At 66.6% G+C, this 16303-nt stretch carries 16 protein-coding genes; 14 read left to right on the top strand and 2 right to left on the bottom strand.

What is annotated here, in order from left to right:
* Positions 1-22: 22 nt before the first annotated feature.
* From ASC67_RS13875 to ASC67_RS13810, 14 genes are all read left to right on the top strand, one after another.
* Entirely contained in the window at positions 23-1276 is a 1254-nt protein-coding gene (locus tag ASC67_RS13875; protein ID WP_056321870.1) for an NADH-quinone oxidoreductase subunit D, read from the top strand.
* Positions 1273-1761: an NADH-quinone oxidoreductase subunit NuoE gene (gene nuoE / locus ASC67_RS13870; protein WP_056321865.1), complete on the top strand. Its 489-nt coding sequence runs from the start codon at positions 1273-1275 to the stop codon at positions 1759-1761. The genes ASC67_RS13875 and nuoE overlap by 4 nt, the downstream gene beginning before the upstream one ends.
* Positions 1762-1772: 11 nt before the next feature.
* A complete protein-coding gene (gene nuoF / locus ASC67_RS13865) occupies positions 1773-3119 on the top strand; it encodes an NADH-quinone oxidoreductase subunit NuoF (RefSeq protein WP_056321863.1) in 1347 nt (448 codons plus the stop codon).
* A 14-nt stretch (positions 3120-3133) separates the two neighbouring features.
* Positions 3134-5446 (top strand): NADH-quinone oxidoreductase subunit NuoG, encoded by a 2313-nt coding sequence (nuoG, locus tag ASC67_RS13860; RefSeq protein ID WP_056321860.1) that lies wholly within the window; start codon positions 3134-3136, stop codon positions 5444-5446.
* A 2-nt stretch (positions 5447-5448) separates the two neighbouring features.
* A complete protein-coding gene (nuoH, locus tag ASC67_RS13855; RefSeq protein ID WP_056321857.1) occupies positions 5449-6513 on the top strand; it encodes an NADH-quinone oxidoreductase subunit NuoH in 1065 nt (354 codons plus the stop codon).
* A 13-nt stretch (positions 6514-6526) separates the two neighbouring features.
* A complete protein-coding gene (nuoI, locus tag ASC67_RS13850; RefSeq protein ID WP_056321853.1) occupies positions 6527-7024 on the top strand; it encodes an NADH-quinone oxidoreductase subunit NuoI in 498 nt (165 codons plus the stop codon).
* A 40-nt stretch (positions 7025-7064) separates the two neighbouring features.
* Complete coding sequence (locus tag ASC67_RS13845) at positions 7065-7712, top strand: NADH-quinone oxidoreductase subunit J (RefSeq protein WP_056321850.1); 648 nt, start codon at positions 7065-7067, stop codon at positions 7710-7712.
* Positions 7709-8017: an NADH-quinone oxidoreductase subunit NuoK gene (gene nuoK, locus ASC67_RS13840; RefSeq protein ID WP_011829012.1), complete on the top strand. Its 309-nt coding sequence runs from the start codon at positions 7709-7711 to the stop codon at positions 8015-8017. Before ASC67_RS13845 ends, nuoK begins: the two co-directional genes overlap by 4 nt.
* A gap of 65 nt (positions 8018-8082) precedes the next feature.
* A complete protein-coding gene (gene nuoL, locus ASC67_RS13835; RefSeq protein WP_082536020.1) occupies positions 8083-10086 on the top strand; it encodes an NADH-quinone oxidoreductase subunit L in 2004 nt (667 codons plus the stop codon).
* A 15-nt stretch (positions 10087-10101) separates the two neighbouring features.
* Positions 10102-11577 (top strand): NADH-quinone oxidoreductase subunit M, encoded by a 1476-nt coding sequence (locus ASC67_RS13830; RefSeq protein ID WP_056321844.1) that lies wholly within the window; start codon positions 10102-10104, stop codon positions 11575-11577.
* A 16-nt stretch (positions 11578-11593) separates the two neighbouring features.
* On the top strand, positions 11594-13078 hold the full coding sequence (nuoN, locus tag ASC67_RS13825; protein ID WP_056321840.1) for an NADH-quinone oxidoreductase subunit NuoN: 1485 nt from the start codon (positions 11594-11596) through the stop codon (positions 13076-13078).
* Positions 13079-13085: 7 nt separating this feature from the next.
* Positions 13086-13394, top strand: coding sequence for a DUF2818 family protein (locus ASC67_RS13820; RefSeq protein ID WP_056321837.1), 309 nt, complete (start codon positions 13086-13088; stop codon positions 13392-13394).
* 11 nt (positions 13395-13405) lie between these two features.
* Complete coding sequence (locus ASC67_RS13815; RefSeq protein WP_056321832.1) at positions 13406-14029, top strand: NUDIX domain-containing protein; 624 nt, start codon at positions 13406-13408, stop codon at positions 14027-14029.
* 7 nt (positions 14030-14036) lie between these two features.
* On the top strand, positions 14037-14477 hold the full coding sequence (locus ASC67_RS13810; protein WP_056321828.1) for a DUF1178 family protein: 441 nt from the start codon (positions 14037-14039) through the stop codon (positions 14475-14477).
* 45 nt (positions 14478-14522) lie between these two features.
* Here ASC67_RS13810 and ASC67_RS13805 read toward each other — a convergent pair whose 3' ends face one another.
* Together ASC67_RS13805 and ASC67_RS13800 are read right to left on the bottom strand one after the other, a co-directional pair.
* Positions 14523-15929, bottom strand: coding sequence for an FAD-binding oxidoreductase (locus ASC67_RS13805; RefSeq protein ID WP_056321824.1), 1407 nt, complete (start codon positions 15927-15929; stop codon positions 14523-14525).
* Positions 15926-16294, bottom strand: a complete 369-nt coding sequence (locus ASC67_RS13800) for a DUF2069 domain-containing protein (protein WP_235566331.1) — start codon at positions 16292-16294, stop codon at positions 15926-15928. Before ASC67_RS13800 ends, ASC67_RS13805 begins: the two co-directional genes overlap by 4 nt.
* Between the last annotated feature and the right edge of the window lie 9 nt (positions 16295-16303).

The raw sequence follows: 16303 nt of genomic DNA, 5'->3' as shown, positions 1-16303 counted from the left end.
GCTGCGAGAACCCGAGTCCCTCATGGCCGAGATCAAGAACTACACCCTCAACTTCGGGCCGCAGCATCCGGCGGCCCACGGCGTCCTGCGCCTGATCCTCGAGCTCGACGGCGAGGTGATCCAGCGCGCCGACCCGCACATCGGTCTGCTGCACCGCGCGACCGAGAAGCTCGCGGAGAGCAAGACCTACATCCAGTCGTTGCCCTACATGGACCGTCTCGACTACGTGTCCATGATGTGCAATGAGCACGCCTACTGCCTGGCGATCGAGAAACTGCTCGGCGTCGACGTGCCGGTCCGCGCGCAGTACATCCGGGTGATGTTCTCCGAGATCACGCGCATCCTGAACCACCTGTTGTGGATCGGCGCGCACGGGCTCGACTGCGGCGCGATGAACATCCTGATCTACGCCTTCCGCGAGCGCGAGGACCTGTTCGACATGTACGAGGCGGTGTCGGGTGCGCGCATGCACGCGGCCTACTTCCGCCCGGGCGGCGTCTACCGCGACCTGCCCGACACCATGCCGCAGTACCGGGTCTCGAAGATCCGCAACGCCAAGGCACTGGCGAAGATGAACGAGAACCGGCAGGGCTCGCTGCTGGACTTCATCGACGACTTCTGCCGTCGCTTCCCGAAGAACGTCGACGACTACGAGACGCTGCTCACCGACAACCGCATCTGGAAGCAGCGCACCGTGGGCATCGGCGTCGTGACGCCGGAGCGCGCGCTGAACCTCGGCTTCACCGGTCCGATGCTGCGCGGCTCGGGCATCGCCTGGGACCTGCGCAAGACGCAGCCCTACGATGTCTACGACCGCGTCGACTTCGACATCCCGGTCGGCGCGGGCGGCGATTGCTACGACCGCTACCTGGTGCGCGTCGAGGAACTGCGCCAATCGAACCGCATCATCCAGCAGTGCGCGGCCTGGCTGCGGGCCAACCCCGGCCCGGTGATCACCGACAACCACAAGGTGGCGGCACCCGGTCGCGTGGACATGAAGTCCAACATGGAAGAGCTGATCCACCATTTCAAGCTCTTCACCGAGGGCTTCCACGTGCCCGAGGGCGAGGCCTATGCGGCGGTGGAGCACCCGAAGGGCGAATTCGGCATCTATCTCGTCAGCGACGGGGCCAACAAGCCCTACCGGCTCAAGATCCGCGCCCCCGGTTTCGCCCACCTCGCGGCGATGGACGAGATGTCGCGCGGCCACATGATCGCCGACGCCGTGGCGGTGATCGGCACCATGGACATCGTATTCGGCGAGATTGACCGATGACACTTTCGCTTGCCACCAAGGCGCGCTTCGATCGCGAGGTCGCCAAGTACCCCACGGACCAGAGGCAGTCGGCCGTGATGGCCTGTCTGGCCATCGTTCAGCAGGAGCAGGGCCACGTGTCGGCCGAGGCCGAGAAGGCCATCGCCGAGCACCTGGGCATGCCGCCGATCGCGGTGCACGAGGTGACGACCTTCTACAACATGTACAACCAGCAGCCGGTCGGCCGCTTCAAGCTGAACGTCTGCACCAACCTGCCGTGCCAGCTGCGCGACGGTGAGACGGCGCTCCAGCACGTGTGCAAGAAGCTCGGCGTCGAGCCCTATGGTTCGACGGCCGACGGCGTGTTCACCGTGCAGCCGAGCGAATGTCTCGGCGCCTGCGCGGACGCGCCGGTGATGCTGCTCAACGACCGCCAGATGCTGAGCTACATGACCGAGCAACGGCTCGACGAGTTGCTCGCGCTGCTGGCAGCGCAACCGAAGTGAGGGCACCGACGATGCTCGACCTGTCGAAGTTCCAGGCCACCGGTCGCGAGACCTGCTTCCACGACCGTCACATCGGCGCGCAGATCGTCGCCGGGCTCGACGGCCGCAACTGGCGCCTGAAGGACTATGAGGCGCGCGGGGGCTACCAGGCCCTGCGCAAGATCCTGCAGGGTGGCGCCGGTACCGAGCCGATGACGCCCGAACAGGTGATCGCCGAGGTCAAAGCCTCCGGGCTGCGCGGACGCGGTGGCGCCGGGTTCCCGACCGGACTGAAGTGGAGCTTCATGCCACGCCAGTTCCCGGGCCAGAAGTACCTGGTCTGCAATTCCGACGAAGGCGAGCCGGGGACCTGCAAGGATCGCGACATCCTTGCCTACAACCCGCACATCGTCATCGAGGGCATGATCATCGCGGCGTACGCGATGGGCATCTCGGTCGGCTACAACTACATCCACGGCGAGATCTTCGAGATCTACGAACGCTTCGAGGAAGCGCTCGAGGAGGCCCGCGCCGCCGGCTACCTGGGCAACGCCATCCTCGGCTCCGGCCACAGCTTCCAGCTGCACGCCTTTCATGGCTTCGGCGCCTACATCTGCGGCGAGGAGACGGCGCTGCTCGAATCGCTCGAGGGCAAGAAGGGCCAGCCGCGCTTCAAGCCGCCGTTCCCGGCCAGCTTCGGCCTGTACGGCAAGCCGACGACGATCAACAACACCGAGACCTTCGCCGCGGTACCCTGGATCATCCGCAACGGCGGCCAGGCCTACCTCGAATGCGGCAAGCCGAACAACGGCGGCACCAAGATCTTCTCGATGGTCGGCGACGTCGAGCGTCCCGGCAACTACGAGATCCCGCTCGGCACGCCGTTCTCCAAGCTGCTCGAGCTCGCCGGTGGCGTGAAGGGCGGCCGCGGCCTGAAGGCGGTGATCCCGGGCGGCTCGTCGGCACCGGTGCTGCCGGCCTCGATCATGATGGACACGACGATGGACTACGACGCCATCGCGAAGGCCGGCTCGATGCTGGGCTCCGGGGCGGTGATCGTCATGGACGACACGCGCTGCATGGTCAAGAGCTTGTTGCGCCTGTCCTACTTCTATCAGCACGAGAGCTGCGGCCAGTGCACGCCGTGCCGTGAAGGTACCGGCTGGCTGTGGCGCATGGTCGATCGCATCGAGCGTGGCCACGGCCGGATGGAAGATATCGATCTGCTGAACTCCGTGGCCGACAACATCCAGGGGCGCACCATCTGCGCGCTGGGCGATGCGGCCGCCATGCCGGTGCGCGCGATGATCAAGCACTTCCGCGAGGAGTTCGTGCATCACATCGAGCACAAGACCTGCATGGTCCCGGCCTACGTCTGACGGGACACCTAAAGATGGTTGAAATCGAACTCGACGGCCGCAAGGTCGAGGTGCAGGAAGGCAGCATGGTGATGCATGCCGCCGACAAGGCCGGTACCTACATCCCGCACTTCTGCTATCACAAGAAGCTCAGCATCGCGGCCAACTGCCGCATGTGCCTGGTCGACATCGAGAAGGCGCCTAAGCCGATGCCGGCTTGCGCCACGCCGGTGACGCAGGGCATGATCGTGCGCACCAAGAGCGACAAGGCGCTCAAGGCCCAGAGCTCGGTGATGGAGTTCCTGCTCATCAACCACCCGCTCGATTGCCCGATCTGCGACCAGGGCGGCGAGTGCCAGCTGCAGGACCTGGCGGTCGGTTACGGCAAGTCGGCCTCGCGCTACGAGGAAGAGAAGCGCGTCGTGCTGCACAAGGACGTCGGCCCGCTGATCTCGATGGAGGAGATGAGTCGCTGCATCCACTGCACCCGCTGCGTGCGCTTCGGCCAGGAGGTGGCCGGCGTGATGGAGCTGGGCATGATCCATCGCGGCGAGCACAGCGAGATCACCACGGTAGTCGGTGACACGGTCGACTCCGAGCTGTCGGGCAACATGATCGACATCTGCCCGGTCGGCGCGCTCACCAGCAAGCCCTTCCGCTACAGCGCCCGCACCTGGGAGCTGTCGCGCCGCAAGTCGGTCAGCCCGCACGACTCCACCGGAGCGAACCTGATCGTGCAGGTCAAGAACCACCAGGTGATGCGTGTCGTGCCGCTCGAGAACGAGGCCGTCAACGAATGCTGGATCGCCGATCGGGACCGCTTCTCCTATGAGGCATTGAACACCGACGAGCGGCTCGCCACACCGATGATCAAGCACGACGGGCAATGGCGCGCCGTCGACTGGAATACCGCGCTGGAGTACGTCGCAAACGGCCTGAAGTCGATTCAGGCCGAGCACGGTGCAGCTTCCATCGGTGCGCTGGCCACCGCGCACAGCACGGTGGAGGAGCTCTACCTGCTCGGGCAGCTGGTGCGTGGCCTCGGGTCGGACAACATCGACCATCGGCTGCGTCATGCCTCGTTCGACACCGGCGAACAGGCGCGCTGGCTCGGCACCCGTATCGAGTCGCTGTCGACGCTGGACCGTGCCTTCGTGATCGGCTCCTTCCTGCGCAAGGACCATCCGCTGTTCGCGCAGCGTCTGCGCCAGGCTGCCAAGCACGGCGCGCAGGTCTCCAGCCTGCACGCGCTGGCCGACGATTGGCTGATGCCGGTGTCCACGCAGCTCACCGCGGCGCCGAGCGCCTGGGTGGCCGCGCTGGCCGGTGTGGCCGCGGCGGTGGCGGCGCAGACCGGCGCCGTGGCGCCGGTGGCGGTCGAGGCAAGCGAGCCGGCCAGGAAGATTGCCGCGTCGCTGCTGAGCGGGCAACGCAAGGCGGTGCTGCTCGGCAATGCCGCGGTCCAACATCCGCAAGCCGCCCAGTTGCTGGCACTGGCCCAGTTCATTGCCGAGCAGACCGGGGCCACGTTCGGGGTGCTCGGCGAGGCGGCCAACAGCGTGGGAGCGCAGCTCGTCGGCGCCCAGCCGCGCAGTGGCGGGCTGAATGCCGGCCAGATGCTGTCGCAGCCGCTGAAGGCCTACCTGCTGCTCAATGCCGAGCCGGTGCTCGACGCCGCCGACGGGCGGCAGGCCGCCGCCACGCTGGCCAAGGCCGGCATGGTGGTGTCGCTGAGCGCGTTCAAGAACGCCAATCTCGAGCACGCCGACGTGCTGCTTCCGATCACCCCGTTCACCGAGACCTCGGGCAGCTTCGTCAACGCGGAAGGCCGTGTGCAGGGCTTCCACGGCGTTGTCCGGCCGCGCGGTGACGCCCGCCCGGCCTGGAAGGTCCTGCGCGTGCTCGGCTCGATGCTGGGCCTGCCGGGTTTCGGCTTCGAGACCTCCGAGGAAGTCAAGGCGCAGGCCCTGGGTGACGTGGCCGCGCTGGCGTCGCGACTCGGCAACGCCAGCCGCGCGAGCGTGGCGATCGCCACGGATCGCCCTGCGCTCGAGCGCGTGGCCGACGTGCCGATCTATGCCAGCGACGCGATCGTGCGCCGCGCGCCGTCGCTCCAGGCCACCGCCGATGCGCGAACGCCGCGCGCCGGCCTGCCGACGGCACTGTGGCAGCGCCTGGGACTGGTCGCGGGCGGCCAGGTCCACGTGCAGCAGGGCAGTGCGTCGCTGCGGCTCGCGGCCTATCACGATGCCACGCTGGCGCCGACCGCCGTGCGCCTGCCGGCCGGCCACGCCGCCACCGCGGCGCTGGGGGCGATGTTCGGCGAGATCGCCGTCGAGAAGGCCTGAGCATGATCGAGAGCTTCAATCAGTTCGGCAGCAGCCTGCTCGGCGGCTTCTGGCCGGTCGTGTGGAACCTGATCAAGATCGTGGCGCTGATCGCGCCGCTGATGGGCTGCGTCGCCTACCTCACGCTGTGGGAGCGCAAGGCCATCGGCTGGACGCAGATCCGTCCCGGCCCGAACCGCGTGGGGCCCTGGGGCCTGCTGACGCCGATCGCCGATGCGGTGAAGCTGGTCTTCAAGGAGATCATCCTGCCGACGGCGGCCAACAAGGGCCTGTTCCTGCTCGGCCCGGTGATGACCATCATGCCGGCGCTCGCCGCCTGGGTGGTCGTGCCGTTCGGTCCGGAAGTGGCGCTGGCCAACATCAACGCCGGCCTACTGTTCCTGATGGCGATCACGTCGATGGAGGTGTATGGCGTGATCATCGCCGGCTGGGCCTCCAACTCGAAGTACGCCTTCCTCGGCGCGCTGCGGGCATCGGCGCAGATGGTCAGCTACGAGATCGCGATGGGCTTCGCGCTGGTGGTCGTGCTGATGGTCTCCGGCACGCTGAACATGACCGAGATCGTGCTCGGACAGGACAAGGGCCGCTTCGCCGACATGGGGCTCAACTTCCTGAGCTGGAACTGGCTGCCGCTGTTCCCGATCTTCATCGTCTACTTCATCTCCGGCCTGGCCGAGACCAACCGCCACCCCTTCGACGTGGTGGAGGGCGAGTCCGAGATCGTCGCCGGCCACATGATCGAGTACTCGGGCATGGCCTTCGCCATGTTCTTCCTGGCCGAGTACGCCAACATGATTCTGATCTCCGCGCTGGCGGTGACCATGTTTCTCGGCGGCTGGCTGCCGCCGATCGACAGCGCCGTCTTCAACTGGATCCCGGGCTGGATCTGGTTGGGCTTGAAGACCTTCGTGGTCGTGACGATGTTCCTGTGGGTGCGCTCCACGTTCCCGCGCTTCCGTTACGACCAGATCATGCGGCTGGGCTGGAAGATCTTCATCCCGATCACGCTGATCTGGCTGGTCGTCGTGGGACTGTGGATCCAGTCTCCCTGGAACATCTGGAAATAAGGAGGGCCTGACCATGTCCGCTGTGGCCTCCATCAAGGAGTTCTTCAATACCTTCTTCCTGCTCGAACTGCTGAAGGGCATGAAGCTGACCGGCCGGCACTTCCTGTCGCCGGCCATCACGGTGCAGTTCCCGGAAGAGAAAACGCCGCTGTCACCGCGCTTTCGCGGCCTGCACGCGCTGCGCCGCTACGAGAACGGCGAGGAACGCTGCATCGCCTGCAAGCTGTGCGAGGCGGTCTGCCCGGCGCTGGCCATCACCATCGAGTCCGAGGTTCGAGACGACGGAAGCCGCCGCACGACGCGCTATGACATCGACCTGACCAAGTGCATCTTCTGCGGCTTCTGCGAAGAGAGCTGCCCGGTCGACTCGATCGTCGAGACCCACATCTTCGAGTACCACGGCGAGAAGCGCGGCGATCTGTACTTCACGAAGGACATGCTGCTGGCCGTGGGCGACCGCTACGAGAAAGAAATCGCCGCCAACAGGGAGGCCGACGCAGCCTACCGGTGACGGGCCCGCAGGGGCCCGGCCATCGGTTGCGGACGACACCATGAATACAGAATCAGCGCTCTTCTACGTCTTCTCGGCGATCCTCCTGTTCGCCTCCTTTCGCGTCATCACCGCGCGCAGCGCTGTCTATGCGGCGCTCTACCTGGTGCTGGCTTTCTTCAATGCGGCCTGCGTGTGGATGCTGCTGAAGGCCGAGTTTCTGGCGATTTCGCTGGTGCTGGTCTACGTCGGCGCCGTGATGGTGCTGTTCCTGTTCGTCGTGATGATGCTCGACGCGAACGCCGATACGGTGCGCAAGGGCTTCTGGCAGCTGTTCCCGGTGGCCGGCACGATCGGCGCGGTGATCGCGGCCGAGATGATCTGGGTGCTGCGCCGTGGCTTCGACCTGCCCGAGGCGCCGCCGCTCGACGCTGCAGCGGCGCAACTGGGCAACACCAAGCTGCTCGGCATCGAGATCTACACGCACTATCTCTATCCGCTGCAGATCGCCGCCGTGCTGCTGCTGGTGGCCATCATCGCGGCGATCGCGCTGACGATGCGCAAGCGCAAGGACAGCAAGTACGTCGATCCGTCCGTCCAGGTGAAGGTGCGCAAGGCCGACCGCGTGCGCATCGTCCAGATGCAACCCGAGCGTCCGCCCGCACCGCCGGCGCCGACGGAACCCGCCGCGACCGGAGGGAAGCCATGAGCATCACGCTGGGTCACTACCTCTCGCTGGGCGCAATGCTGTTCGCCCTGTCGGTCATCGGCATCTTCCTGAACCGAAAGAACCTCATCGTGCTGCTGATGGCGATCGAGCTGATGCTGCTGGCCGTCAACCTGAACTTCGTCGCCTTCTCGCATTACCTGGGCGACATGGCCGGTCAGGTGTTCGTGTTTTTCATCCTGACCGTGGCCGCCGCCGAATCGGCGATCGGCCTGGCGATCCTGGTGGTGCTGTTCCGCAACCGTTCGACGATCAACGTCGATGAACTCGACGCGCTGAAGGGCTGACCCGCGACCCAACGCAGGGAGGGGCCGGAGGGTCCGTCCGTTCGAAAAGAGCAGAGAACAACAAGATGGCAGGACTTTCACAATCGATGCTGGTCGCCGTGCCGCTCGCGCCCCTGGTGGGCGCCGTGGTGGCCGGTCTGTTCGGCAAGGTCGTCGGGCGACGTGGCGCACACAGCGTCACCATCCTCGGCGTGCTGATCGCCTTCATCCTCTCGGCGATCACGCTGAAGGCCGTGGTGCTCGACGGTGCACGCTTCAATGCCACCCTGTACGAATGGCTGGTCATCGGTGGCCTGAAGATGGAGGTCGGCTTCCTGGTCGACGGCCTCACCGCGATGATGATGTGCGTCGTGACCTTCGTGTCGCTGATGGTGCACATCTACACCATCGGCTACATGGAGGAGGACCCGGGCTACCAGCGCTTCTTCTCCTACATCTCGCTGTTCACGTTCTCGATGCTGATGCTCGTGATGAGCAACAACATGCTGCAGCTGTTCTTCGGCTGGGAGGCGGTGGGCCTGGTCAGTTATCTGCTGATCGGCTTCTGGTACACCAAGCCGACGGCGATCTTCGCCAACATGAAGGCCTTCCTGGTCAACCGGGTCGGCGACTTCGGCTTCATCCTCGGCATCGGCCTGCTGCTGGCGTACGGCGGCACGCTGAACTACGGCGAACTGTTCGCCAAGGCGCCGGAACTGGCGCAGCTCGGCTTCCCCGGCATGGACTGGCGGCTGATCACGGTCGCGTGCATCTGCCTCTTCATCGGTGCGATGGGCAAGAGCGCGCAGTTCCCGCTGCACGTCTGGCTGCCCGATTCGATGGAGGGCCCGACGCCGATCTCGGCGCTGATCCACGCGGCGACGATGGTGACCGCCGGCATCTTCATGGTCGCGCGCATGTCGCCGCTGTTCGAGCTGTCCGACACGGCACTGTCCTTCGTGATGGTGATCGGCGCGATCACGGCGCTGTTCATGGGCTTCCTGGGCATCATCCAGAACGACATCAAGCGCGTGGTGGCCTATTCCACGCTGTCCCAGCTGGGCTACATGACGGTGGCGCTCGGTGCCTCGGCTTATTCGGTCGCCGTCTTCCACCTGATGACCCACGCCTTCTTCAAGGCGCTGCTGTTCCTCGGCGCAGGCTCGGTGATCATCGGCATGCACCACGACCAGGACATCCGCAACATGGGCGGCCTGCGCAAGTACATGCCCATCACCTGGATCACCTCGCTGCTGGGTTCGCTGGCGCTGATCGGCACGCCGCTGTTCTCGGGCTTCTACAGCAAGGACTCGATCATCGAGGCGGTGCATGCCAGCCACCTGTGGGGATCGGGCTTCGCCTACCTGGCGGTCATCGCTGGCGTGTTCGTCACGGCCTTCTATTCGTTCCGGATGTACTTCCTGGTCTTCCATGGCAAGGAGCGCTTCCACGACAAGCCCTTCCCGGGCGAGCACGACCACCACGACGACCACGGCCACGCCGAGCATCACGATCCGCACGAGTCGCCCTGGGTCGTGACGGTACCGCTCGTGCTGCTGGCGATCCCGTCGGTGGTGATCGGCTACCTGACGATCCAGCCGATGCTGTTCGGCGACTTCTTCAAGGATTCGATCGTCGTCAACGCAGCCTTGCATCCGGCGATGGAAGAGCTGGCGCACGAGTTCCACGGCGCGGCGGCGATGGCGCTGCACGGTCTCCAGACGCTGCCGTTCTGGCTGGCACTGGCCGGCGTGGTCACGGCCTACGTGTTCTACATGCTCAAGCCGGGCATCCCCGCGGCGATCGCTCGCGCGCTGTCGCCGATCGTGCGTCTCCTCGAGAACAAGTACTACATGGACTGGATCAACGAGAACCTGCTGGCGCCGGCCGCCCGCGGCCTGGGGCGCGGCCTGTGGAAGGGCGGCGACGTGGCCGTGATCGACGGTGCGATCAACGGTTCGGCGCGCATGGTCGGCTGGATCGCCGCGCTGACCAAGCCCTTCCAGTCTGGCTACATCTACCACTACGCACTGGTCATGATCGTCGGCGTGTTCGCGCTGATGACCTGGTTCGTGTGGCTGGCCAAGTGAGCGGGGGCATCTGACATGGGTCTGCTTTCGCTCGCCATCTGGATACCGATCCTGTTCGGCGTCGTGCTGCTCGCCGCCGGGCGTGATGAACACGCCGGCGTCGTGCGCTGGATCGCGCTGGTCGGCGCGGTGCTCAGCTTCGCCATCACGCTGCCGCTCGTCACCGGCTTCGACACCGCCACCGCGGCGATGCAGTTCAGCGAGAACCTCGCCTGGATCGACCGCTTCAACGTGCGCTACCACCTGGGGGTCGACGGCATCTCGGTGTGGTTCGTGCTGCTCACGGCCTTCATCACGATCATCGTCGTCATCGCCGCCTGGGAGGTGATCACGGAGCGCGTGAACCAGTACATGGGCGCTTTCCTGATCCTGTCCGGCCTGATGGTCGGTGTGTTCTCGGCGCTCGACGGCCTGCTGTTCTACGTGTTCTTCGAGGCCACGCTGATCCCGATGTACATCATCATCGGCGTCTGGGGCGGGCCGCGGCGCGTCTATGCGGCGTTCAAGTTCTTCCTGTACACGCTGCTCGGCTCGCTGCTGATGCTGATCGCGCTGATCTACCTGTACTACAAGTCGGGTGGCAGCTTCGAGATCCTCGAATGGCACAAGCTGCCGCTGCCGTTGTCCTCGCAGACCTTGCTGTTCTTCGCCTTCTTCGCGGCTTTCGCGGTCAAGGTGCCGATGTGGCCGGTGCACACCTGGCTGCCCGACGCGCACGTGGAGGCACCGACCGGTGGCTCGGTGGTGCTGGCGGCCATCATGCTGAAGCTCGGCGCCTACGGCTTCCTGCGCTTCTCGCTGCCGATCGCCCCCGACGCCAGCCACGAGTGGGCCTTCTTCGTCATCGCGCTGTCGCTGATCGCCGTGCTGTACATCGGCCTGGTGGCGCTGGTGCAGCAGGACATGAAGAAGCTGGTGGCCTATTCGTCGATCGCCCACATGGGATTCGTGACGCTGGGCTTCTTCATCTTCAACGAACTGGGCGTCTCGGGCGGCATCGTGCAGATGATCAGCCATGGCTTCGTCTCGGGTGCGATGTTCCTGTGCATCGGCGTGCTCTACGACCGCGTCCACTCGCGCGAGATCGCGTCCTACGGCGGCGTGGTCAACACCATGCCGAAGTTCACCGCGCTGGCCGTGTTCTTCGCCATGGCCAACTGCGGCCTGCCGGGCACCGCCGGCTTCGTCGGCGAGTGGATGGTCATCCTCGGCGCCGTGAAGTTCAACTTCTGGATCGGCCTGCTGGCCGCCACGACGCTGATCTTCGGCGCCGCCTACACGCTGTGGATGGTCAAGCGTGTCTACTTCGGCGCGGTGGCGAACGACCATGTGCGCGAACTGACCGACATCAACGGCCGCGAGTTCTTCATGCTGTCGCTGCTGGCCGCCGCGGTGCTGTGGATGGGCGTCTACCCGAAGCCCTTCACCGACGTGATGCAGGTCTCGGTGACCGAGCTGCTGAAGCACGTGGCCGTCTCGAAGCTGAACTGATCGCCAGGCCACCTCTATGAACGACATGAACTGGCTCGCCGTCTACCCCGAGATCCTGCTGCTCGCGATGACCTGCGTGATCGCGCTGGTCGATCTGTACTCGCAGTCGCCCAAGCGCACACTGACCTACGCGCTGTCGCTGGGGACGCTCGTCGCCGTGGCGGTGATGCACCTCAGCTACTTCCGTGGTGGCTTCACGCTCTACGCGATGCAGGGCATGGTGGTGGCCGACCCGATGGGTCACCTGCTGGCCTTCTTCGCCACCGTCGCGACCTTCATCACGCTGGTCTACGCGCGCCCCTACGCCGCCGACCGCGAGTTGCTGAAGGGCGAGTTGTTCACGCTGGCGCTGTTCTCGCTGCTCGGGATCTCGATCATGATCTCGGCCAACAACTTCCTGGTCGTCTACCTCGGCCTGGAGCTCATGTCGCTGAGCCTCTACGCGCTGGTCGCGCTGCGCCGGGACCATGCGGTGTCGACCGAGGCGGCGATGAAGTACTTCGTGCTCGGTGCGCTGGCCAGCGGCTTCCTGCTCTACGGCCTGTCGATGATGTACGGCGCCACCGGCTCGCTCGACCTGGGCGAGGTGTTCAAGGCCATCGGCACCGGGCAGATCAACCAGCAGGTGCTGGTGTTCGGCGTGGTCTTCGTGGTGGCCGGCCTGGGCTTCAAGCTTGGCGTCGTGCCCTTCCACATGTGGGTGCCCGACGTCTACCAGGGCGCCCCCACCGCGATCACGCTGATGATCGCCGGCGCGCCGAAGCTCGCCGCCTTCGCGATCACCATCCGCCTGCTGGTCGAGGGCATGATCGGCCTGGCGCTCGACTGGCAGCAGATGCTCATCGTGCTGTCGGTCGCGTCGATGGTGATCGGCAACCTCGCCGCGATCGCGCAGAGCAACCTCAAGCGCATGCTGGCCTATTCGGCGATCGCCCAGCTCGGCTTCATGCTGCTGGGCCTGACGCCGACCGTGATCTCCGGCAACACCTTCTCGGCGGCCAACGGCTACAGCTCGGCGATGTTCTACCTGGTCACCTACCTGCTGACCACGCTGTGCACCTTCGGCGTCGTGATGGTGCTGGCGCGCCAGGGCTTCGAGGCCGAGGAGATCGACGACCTGCGCGGCCTGAACCAGCGCAACCCGCTGCTGGCAGCCATCATGGGCATCTGCATGTTCTCGCTGGCGGGCATCCCGCCGGCGGTGGGCTTCTACGCCAAGCTTGCGGTGCTGCAGGCGCTGGTGTCGACCAACGTCACCGGATACATCGTGTTGGCCATCGTCGCGGTGATGCTGTCGCTCGTGGGCGCCTTCTATTACCTGCGCATCGTCAAGACTATGTACTTCGACGAGCCGGTCGCGGGCCCGGCGCTCGTCGTGGCGCCGACCGAGGTGCGCGTGCTGCTGTCGCTGAACGGCGCCGCGGTGCTGGTGTTCGGCCTGCTGCCCGGCGGTCTGATGACGCTGTGCGCCGACGCCATCCGGCTCGCGCTGGCCACCTGAGGCCGGCGTGACCTCCTCGCCCGCCGTCTGGCTGGTGCTCGCCCTGGCGTTGGTGGCGGCCAACCTGCCGTTCGTCAACGAACGGCTGTTCGTTGTCGGCCCGCAGCGTGCGCCGGCCAAGTCGCTCGGCTGGCGTCTGCTCGAGTTGCTGAGCCTGGGCGCGTTCGTCGTGCTGCTGGGCATGGGTCTCGAGGCCCGCATCGGCCAGCGCCATCCGCAGGGCTGGGAGTTCTATGCGGTGATGCTGTGCCTGTTCCTCACCTTCGCGTTTCCCGGCTTCGTGTGGCGTTACCTGCGGCGCCACCATCCTCGCTGAGCCTGGACGCGATGAGTGCCGCACCCGACGCCACGTCACCGACCGACGACCGCCATCTGCGCGAGGACTGCGTCACCAGCGCCCAGGTCTATCGCGGCCATTTCCTCGACGTGCGTCGCGACACGGTGCGCCTGCCGGACGGCGGCGAGGCGGCCCGTGAGTACATCGTCCACCCCGGCGCCGTGATGATCGTGCCCTTGCTCGACGATGGGCGCCTGGTCGTCGAGCGGCAGTTCCGCTACCCGCTGCACCGCGCTTTCATCGAGTTCCCGGCCGGCAAGCTGGACGCTGGCGAACCGGTGCTGCACTGCGCGGTGCGCGAACTGGCCGAGGAGACCGGCTACCGTGCGCGCGAATGGGCGCGGGCCGGCCTGCTGCACAACGCCATTGCCTACTCCGACGAAGGCATCGAAGTCTGGTTCGCGCGCGGTCTGGTGGCCGGTGAGCGCCATCTCGACGCTGGCGAGTTCCTCGACGTCTCCACGATCACGCTGGAGGAGCTCGAGGCGATGGCGGCGAGCGGTGAGCTGACCGACGCGAAAACGCTGATCGGCATGCTATGGCTCACGCATTGGCGCGCTGGTCGTTGGGTTTTGCAATGGCAGCCCGCACCGACAGGCATCGTTGGCGCATGATGTCGCCATGAAGGTTCTGAGTCTGCGCTGCACGCACGGCCACGGCTTCGAGGGCTGGTTCGGCTCCGAGGACGATTACCGCTCGCAGTGCGATCGCGGGCTGGTCGAGTGCCCGCTCTGCGGCAGCGGCGACGTGAGCCGCCTGCCCAGCGCGCCGCGTCTGAATCTCTCGCCGTCGCGCGGGGTCGAGGTGGTGGCCAGTGCGCCGACACCCGAGCAACAGAGCGTCGAGGCGTTGTGGTTGCGCGCGGTGCACCATGTGATGGCCCAGACGGAGGACGTCGGCGAGCGCTTCGCCGACGAGGCCCGCCGCATCCACTACGGCGAGACCGCGGAGCGCGGCATCCGCGGCCAGGCCAGCGCCGAGCAGACCCAGGCGCTGCGCGAGGAAGGCATCGAGGTGCATGCGCTGCCGGTGCCCAAGGCGCTGAAGGGAACGCTGCAGTAGCGCAGCCCCCCACTGCCGCGGCGTCGGGTGCGCCGGGATCGCCGCTCAGAGCAGGCGACCGGGATTCATCAGTCCCTGCGGATCCAGCGCCTGCTTGATCGAACGCATCAGCGCCAGCGCCACCGGCGACTTGTAGTGCAGCAGTTCCTCGCGCTTGAGCGCGCCGATGCCGTGCTCGGCCGAGATCGAGCCGCCATGCGCCTGGACGGCGTCGTAGACGATCCGGTTCACGGCCGGCTCGCGCTCGCTCAGGAACGAGGCCGCGTCGACCCCTTCCGGCGCCTGCACGTTGTAGTGCAGGTTGCCGTCGCCGAGGTGGCCGAAGTTCACCAGCCGTACGCCCGGCACCACGGCCTGCAGCTGCGCATCGGTGGCGGCCACGAAGTCGGGAATGCGGGAGACCGGCAGCGCGATGTCGTGCTTGATGTTCAGACCTTCCTCTGCCTGCGCCAGCGGAATGCTCTCGCGCAGGTGCCACAGCTGCTTCGACTGCTGCACGCTCTCGGCCACCGCGGCGTCGACGATCGTGCCGGCCTCGAGCGCGCTCTCGAGCAACCCCTCGAACAGCGTGCGTGCATGCGCCTCGTCTTCGATGTCCGATTGCTCGAGCAGCACCGTCCACGGGCTGGGCGCCAGCGGTCGCGGCAGGGCGGGGAAGTGCTTCTCGACCAGCGACAGCGCGAAGCGCCCCATCACCTCGAAGCCGGTGAGCCCGGCGCCGAGCCGGGCCTGAGCCCGTTGCAGCAGGGCCACGCAGTCCGCCAGCGTGGCGCAGGCCGCCAGCGCGGTGCAGCGGGCCGCCGGCTGTGGGTGCAGCTTCAGCGTCGCCGCGGTGATCACGCCCAGCGTGCCTTCGCTGCCAATGAACAGGTCGCGCAGGTCGTAGCCGGTGTTGTCCTTGCGCAGGCCGCTCAGGCCGTCCCAGATTTCGCCGGCAGCCGTCACCACCTCGAGTCCCAGGCACAGTTCGCGCGCATTGCCGTAGCGCAGCACCTGGGTGCCACCGGCATTGGTGGCCAGGTTGCCGCCGATCGTGCAGCTGCCCTCGGCCGCCAAACTCAGCGGAAACAGCAGGCCCTGCGCGGCCGCGGCCTCCTGGACCGCCTGCAGCACGCAGCCGGCCTCGACTGTCATCGTCGAATTCGAAGTATCGATGGCGCGCACGCGGTTCAAGCGCGCCAGGCTCAGCAGCACCTGGCGGCCGCTGGCATCGGGCACCCCGCCCCCGACCAGGCCGGTGTTCCCGCCTTGCGGCACCAGGCTGGCGCCATGTGCGCCGCAGGCCCGCACCACCGCCGCCACTTCGCCCGCGCTTCCGGGTCGCACGACCGCCAGCGCCTTGCCGTGGTAGCGCTTGCGCCAGTCGATCTCCCAGGCCGACCGGTCGCCGTCGGTCAGCACCTGCGCCGGCCCCAGCGTGGCCCGCAGCGCATCGAGCAGTGACGCGCTCATGTCGCGGCGCCGGCGGCGGCCTGCTTGAAGCGCCAGCGCACGTGCAGCGCGCAGGCGGCGAACAGCGTCAGGCACAGCACGATCTCCAGCCCCGCGAGCCACGCGCTCAGGCCGCGGTCGCCACTGGCGCGCACCACGCCCTCGATGAAATAGAGCCACACCAGCAGGCTGACCCAGCGGTAGGTGTACATGCGCCGCTTCAACAGGCCGGCCAGCGGCAGCGCGAGCGGCAGCACCTTGAACGCCAACGTGCCGCTGCCGGTCGGCGCCAGCCACAGCTCCCACAGCAGGCCCAGCACGATCAGGCCGAGCAGGCTCCCCACCGCGACGGCCCGAGTGCCGTCCACCGCATTGCATCGAAACATGGCTGGCAT

It is taken from the genome of Methylibium sp. Root1272, assembly GCF_001425905.1.
Taxonomy (GTDB): Bacteria; Pseudomonadota; Gammaproteobacteria; order Burkholderiales; family Burkholderiaceae_C; genus Methylibium.
The sequence above is the reverse complement of the archived record's forward strand: the minus strand, read 5'-3'. Positions and strand labels throughout refer to the sequence as shown.